This window comes from Wolbachia endosymbiont of Nasonia vitripennis, from assembly GCF_048054115.1.
GTDB lineage: Bacteria > Pseudomonadota > Alphaproteobacteria > Rickettsiales > Anaplasmataceae > Wolbachia.
In genome coordinates this window covers 1-5,292 of the sequence record NZ_JAFEVF010000045.1, presented here as the reverse complement: position 1 = coordinate 5,292, position 5,292 = coordinate 1, and the positions used below count along the sequence as shown (strand labels likewise).

The window sequence follows — 5,292 nt, the reverse complement described above, 5'->3', positions numbered from 1 at the left end:
TTTGCAAGTTCTAGCAATCCCAACTTTGGTTTTAGTATTTTTTCTTGTGTTGTATTCATATCTGACACTCCTTTAAAACTTGTCTATATTTTTATCTTACTTTGTTTGCTTGTCAGATCAAGTCTAAACTATTACATTTTATTAGCATCATCTTCGTAGCCTACAGCTTTCAAAATTGTTACCAAGTGTTTATTTTCAATTTGAGCAATTGTTCTATCTAATGCACGTATATATTGCTTGGATTGAAAATATGAGATGATTTTTTCTTTACATCTATCCTCATTGCCTTCGTACAAACTATTTCTTTTGAAACTGCTGTCATGTTCTTTGGCAATTTCTAATGCATGAACCAATACATTTTGCGCCTTCACACTACTTTCACAGTGACAGTTTCTGATTATGTGTACATACGCTCTTGCACTGGTATCTCCAGATTTATCTATATTGTACGCTTTAGCCAAAAAGACTAAATAGTCAAACCCTGCCCAAAGATAATACATTACCTTTGTTATAGCACTCCCCACAGAAAATAAAGCTGAGCATGTGCAAGATAATTTACCGTTGTTTTTAATTCTGTTCTCATATGAACGAAGGTATGCCTCTGTACTTTTTAAAATCCTATGTAAATCTTGTTCTGTCTTTTTGACATCAAAATCATTTATATCATGAACTTTTTCATACGTTTCTTTTATCAAATCACTAGAAAACTTCTTCAGAGCTGAATCATCAATATTTCCTAATGCATCAATATTTTTACTAATATAGATTTCTATTTTTCTTCCAAGTTCTTCTCCCATTCTATTTTTTAGCAACTTATTGTATTTATTAGTAGCTGGAAACAAAACTTTCTGACAAAATTTCTGTGGTTCGTTTTTAAAATTTGCTAAGATCTTATTCACAAATAGCTCAACTTCTTCACCTGCAGCAGCGAAAAACCATGATTGTCTGCTCTCATTACGCTCTCTATTTCTTCCAAGATTCTGTAGGGCTTCAGATGGATTATTGAACTGACTAACCGAATCTGCAAATATTGATGCAACATGATTATATTCACTATCAAATCCACGACCTTTCGATCCATCTATAACCGTTGTCAACGCATATTTAGCCAATGAATCAAAATCTCTTTTTTCATAATCACAATAAAGAGTTCGATATCCACCTATCTGATTACGTATTATCGCTGAAAAGAGTCTGTTTTCTCCAATACCAAGATCATTTTTCCCAATTCCTGCAAAGATACATTTATTTTGTTTGCAGAAATCAATGAGACTATGTAGTATACCTTCCTCTCTTTCCATGAGGTCATGGAGCTCTTTGCTTAAGCGCCAATTATCAACTATTAAGCTGCATTGCTCATTATCACTTTTACTCAGTGCTTCAATTACTGTCTTTATTTGCAGTAAGAGCTCATCTCTAGCAAATTGCTCACTAAAGCCTTTTCTCTCTAGGTAGCTTATAATATTGTTATCATTAGTGGTGCTAACATTCTTTTTAACATCTTCTATCAATTCACTCAAACCTTCTCTTCTTTTTTTATCTAAAGTAATATTATCACACTTCATTAAATATGAGAGAGTAAGATCGATCATTGAATGCATTACTCTATATTTTAGATATTCAGCAGTACTACTGAAATCCACCTTTTCTTTTAATTCAGATATCTGCTCTTCTGTCAGACTAGGATGTTGCTTTTTAACGCAGCTTATAAAGTTCGCTTCGCGTAACTTGAGCCTATAGTCTTGATAAGATATCCCTTCAGGCTGAAATTTATTATACACTTCATAACGTGTACTACCTTCATATACTAAATTATCTCTACCCTGCAACGCAAAGTTAAGATTAACTATACTATTTACATCATCAGCTAAAAGCAGAGCACTTTCTCCAATTGGGCTTTGCACATTCCATCTTATAGAAGTTAATAAATCATCGGTATCAACAAGCTTATTGTAATTAAAAACTTCTTCGCTCTCTTCAACATATTCATGAGCTGGGCTCGATTTTTCTCTAGTAAATAAGCTACGCACGTTAGCAAGAAATCTAGAAAGCAGTTCTTTTGACTCTACACCAGTTGCTTTAGTTAGTACCCACCAAATTGGCAACATTACTATACCAAATATAAACATAGAAATTGTATAATATAAGTTTCCAATCAAAGCAGAATACAGCCAATAATCTGAAGTTAGACCAATTACAGCAGCAACATTACTATTTATAACAGGAAATAATGTAATCATAGGTATTATAGTAACAGCAATATTCACTACAAATGCTAGAGTGAAATTTGTTCTCCTATTGGTTTTTGCAATAACACTTGCTGTTTCGATGGCGTTTGCAATACAACGTCTACTCAATCTTGTCGGGCTGATAACTTTTCCGCATCTATTTAAAATCCTTCTCTTTGGTGTTGCAGTGAGGTAAGTCGTAGGATATTTCTCATCAAGCTTGCACATGTTCTCAAAATCCTGCTACTTGTTAATACTGTCTGCTTCATCAACACTAATCCACAACTTGGTATTTTGGTCTTTAAATTTACGATCATTTTCTTGCTGTAATAACAGGTCATGTGTCACTATAATTGTTGTAGGTTTAGTTGCCTTCAGTGCATTTTTAATTTCCTCAGCAGTTTTAGGTGTCCTAATGTTTACAGTAAATGCACTGCTCATCATTTTTTAGCTTGATTCACTAGGTCACTACTTGGTACTGCAACCAGATGATGAAACCCTGCTTGGGTTAGTACATGACTCAGTATTCCAATATCGTAAGTCTTGCCAAACCCAGTTTCTGCATCGATCATAACATTACAGTTAGTAGTAGAAGGGTTGCGTAGATGTTCTAATACCCCTTCAACAACAGGTTTACGACGTGCTACTATTATAGATTCCTTTGTATCATCAAGTTTTATAGATTCACCTTGCAACTTACAGTTGATTTCTTCTAAGCCACTTATAATACTTTGCTTTTCTTGATTGCTGATAGAACTCATACATTATCCACTATAATTATCACAATATTAATTGTATGTTAATTCAGTAAATTGTCAATTCTATAGACAAAAAGCTGATTTCAACTATCATATTAATATGAATATATGCCTCGGAATAATTACTTCTCCCCATGGAATCAAAGGAGCTGTTAAGATAAAAACCTTTACTGAAAAGCCCGAAAATATTTTCCTATATGGTGAACTAATAAGCGGAAGTGAAAATTATAAAATAAGCTTGGTGTCTGTTGTCAGTAATAATTTAGTAATAGCAACAATTAGCGGTGTGAACTCCCGTAATGAAGCAGAACTTTTAAGAAATAAAAAGTTATATATAGAGAGAAATAAGCTACCACAATTAAATGATGAGGATGAATTTTACCAAAATGATCTTGTGAATATGGAAGTAAGATTAGAAAGTAATGAATTATATGGCTATGTGAAGTCTGTACATAATTTTGGCTCAGGGGATATATTAGAAATTTTGGTTATCAGCACAAAAAAAAACATTATGCTATCTTTCACTAAAGAAATATTTCCATACATCAACATGAAGGAAAGATATATAGTAATCAACATGCCAGAATTCATTGGCCAATAAAAATTTTGATATTTGTATAAAGTTATTTATAATCATCAGACTAAATTAAAAGTGTAATTATGGCAGAAAGGGCTAATGATATCAGGCCAGGTCAGGTACTAGAACATAACGGTGGTTTATTTTCGGTTATAAGTATTATGCATACTCAACCTGGTAAGGGTGGTGCATATATACAAGCTGAAATGAAAAATATCCAAACAGGAGCAAAGTACTATGAGAGGTTTCGCTCTGATGCAACAATCAGAAGGGCAATTTTAGATGAAGAGGAATATGTTTATCTCTTTACTGAAGGGAATATCGTAAATCTTATGCATCCAAGTAGTTACGAGCAGATTGTTATAAATTTAGACTTATTAGGGGAAAAGAAGGCTTATTTGCAAGATAATATGAAAATTAAAGTAGTAACTTATCAAGATAAAATAATTTCTGCACATGTGCCTGATCACGTTACACTAACTGTAAAAGGAACAGAGTCTGTTATCAAAGGGCAGACTGTTACTGCTTCTTATAAGCCTGCAATTTTGGAAAACGGAATACGTGTTAACGTGCCTCAATTTATAAAAGAAGGGGATAAAATTGTAGTACATACTCCTGATAACAGCTATTACGAAAGAGTAAAAGAGTAAATGGCCATTTCATCACCACGAATCAATGTGATGCTTGATTCTGTACGCAGTGCCTCCAAGCAGCTTATACGTGATTTTAATGAATTGCAAATTTCAAGCGTTAAGTCAGCAGACTTTATCAATAAAACTTATTCAAAATCCAAGCAACTTATATACGATTGCTTGAAAAACTACAACCAGAACTATGACTTTATTTTTGAAGACGATGTGGGCCAAGATCTAAAAGACGGCAGTTATACTTGGTTTATTATGCCTATAGAAGGCAAGGAAAACCTTTTTAGTTGTATGGTTTATTTTGCAGTATCAGTTTGTCTCATTCATAAAAACAGAGTTGTAGCAGCTGTGATTGATGCTCCAGCGCTTAGAGAAACTTTCTGGGCAGAGGAAAAGAAAGGAGCTTTTCTTGAAGATTTCAAATCTCGCCATGTAAAAATGCGGATGAAAGCTCGTGAAGGGGGAATAATAGACATAAGTGGTAATTTGTTAAATAAATTACCACTTGACAATAATAATCTACGCTCCCTTGGCTCAACGGTACTAGGTTTTGCATATCTTGCTGCCGGAAGATACAATGGAATAATTTACTCTGGAATTAATAAATATAAAACTTCACTCGGTAGGCTTTTTCTGCAAGAAAGCGGTGGGAGAGTAAGGGAAGATAACGCGCTTGTCATTGCTGGAGATATAAACTAAAGTTCATTCAAAAGAGCAAAAGTCACGTAGTGAAAATAATAAATGGTCTTACCTACCCCTCATTGCAGCAGGGTGGCAAAATAAGATAGACGAGAAAAGACAACTATAGGAACAAATAGGTGTCATTCCAGCACGTGACACTAGAATCCAGATTGTTTAGACTGGATCCTATGGTCAAGCCATAGGATGACAAAAGAGTAAACTTTACCTGTGTGAGCTATAGATCCCAGTGTTAGCTACTTTCATGTGTAATAGTTTAGACTTGATCTGACAGGCATGAATTAACTGACAGAAGAATTAACAAAGTCAAAACCAAAATCAGCATCCTGTTTAATGCTATCAATATTTTTCTGATAAGCAATATGCATACTATCAAAAAAGGTTTG

At 33.8% G+C, this 5,292-nt stretch carries 6 protein-coding genes; 3 read left to right on the top strand and 3 right to left on the bottom strand.

The genetic code is table 11. The features are described 5' to 3' along the window. Window positions 1–131: 131 nt before the first annotated feature. The 3 genes from JR053_RS04825 to JR053_RS04815 are packed head-to-tail and all read right to left on the bottom strand — an operon-like array spanning window position 132 to window position 2,989. A complete protein-coding gene (locus tag JR053_RS04825) occupies window positions 132–2,456 on the bottom strand; it encodes a hypothetical protein (protein WP_010403263.1) in 2,325 nt (774 codons plus the stop codon). A 15-nt stretch (window positions 2,457–2,471) separates the two neighbouring features. Next, on the bottom strand, window positions 2,472–2,672 hold the full coding sequence (locus JR053_RS04820) for a hypothetical protein (RefSeq protein WP_010403261.1): 201 nt from the start codon (window positions 2,670–2,672) through the stop codon (window positions 2,472–2,474). After that, window positions 2,669–2,989: a DEAD/DEAH box helicase family protein gene (locus tag JR053_RS04815; protein ID WP_010403259.1), complete on the bottom strand. Its 321-nt coding sequence runs from the start codon at window positions 2,987–2,989 to the stop codon at window positions 2,669–2,671. Before JR053_RS04815 ends, JR053_RS04820 begins: the two co-directional genes overlap by 4 nt. A 97-nt stretch (window positions 2,990–3,086) precedes the next feature. Here JR053_RS04815 and rimM point away from each other — a divergent pair, with 97 nt between their 5' ends. The 3 genes from rimM to JR053_RS04800 are packed head-to-tail and all read left to right on the top strand — an operon-like array spanning window position 3,087 to window position 4,906. Next, window positions 3,087–3,587, top strand: a complete 501-nt coding sequence (gene rimM / locus JR053_RS04810; RefSeq protein ID WP_007302194.1) for a ribosome maturation factor RimM — start codon at window positions 3,087–3,089, stop codon at window positions 3,585–3,587. Between the two features lie 59 nt (window positions 3,588–3,646). Continuing rightward, window positions 3,647–4,213 (top strand): elongation factor P, encoded by a 567-nt coding sequence (efp, locus tag JR053_RS04805; RefSeq protein WP_010403241.1) that lies wholly within the window; start codon window positions 3,647–3,649, stop codon window positions 4,211–4,213. Beyond that, window positions 4,214–4,906, top strand: a complete 693-nt coding sequence (locus JR053_RS04800; RefSeq protein ID WP_010403238.1) for an inositol monophosphatase family protein — start codon at window positions 4,214–4,216, stop codon at window positions 4,904–4,906. Window positions 4,907–5,292 lie beyond the last annotated feature (386 nt).

Excerpts from the sequence above, each read along its gene's own strand:
- JR053_RS04825 (WP_010403263.1), bottom strand. The coding sequence starts at position 2,456 with ATGTGCAAGCTTGATGAGAAATATCCTACGACTTACCTCACTGCAACA.
- JR053_RS04820 (WP_010403261.1), bottom strand. The coding sequence starts at position 2,672 with ATGATGAGCAGTGCATTTACTGTAAACATTAGGACACCTAAAACTGCT.
- JR053_RS04815 (WP_010403259.1), bottom strand. The coding sequence starts at position 2,989 with ATGAGTTCTATCAGCAATCAAGAAAAGCAAAGTATTATAAGTGGCTTA.
- rimM (WP_007302194.1), top strand. The coding sequence starts at position 3,087 with ATGAATATATGCCTCGGAATAATTACTTCTCCCCATGGAATCAAAGGA.
- efp (WP_010403241.1), top strand. The coding sequence starts at position 3,647 with ATGGCAGAAAGGGCTAATGATATCAGGCCAGGTCAGGTACTAGAACAT.
- JR053_RS04800 (WP_010403238.1), top strand. The coding sequence starts at position 4,214 with ATGGCCATTTCATCACCACGAATCAATGTGATGCTTGATTCTGTACGC.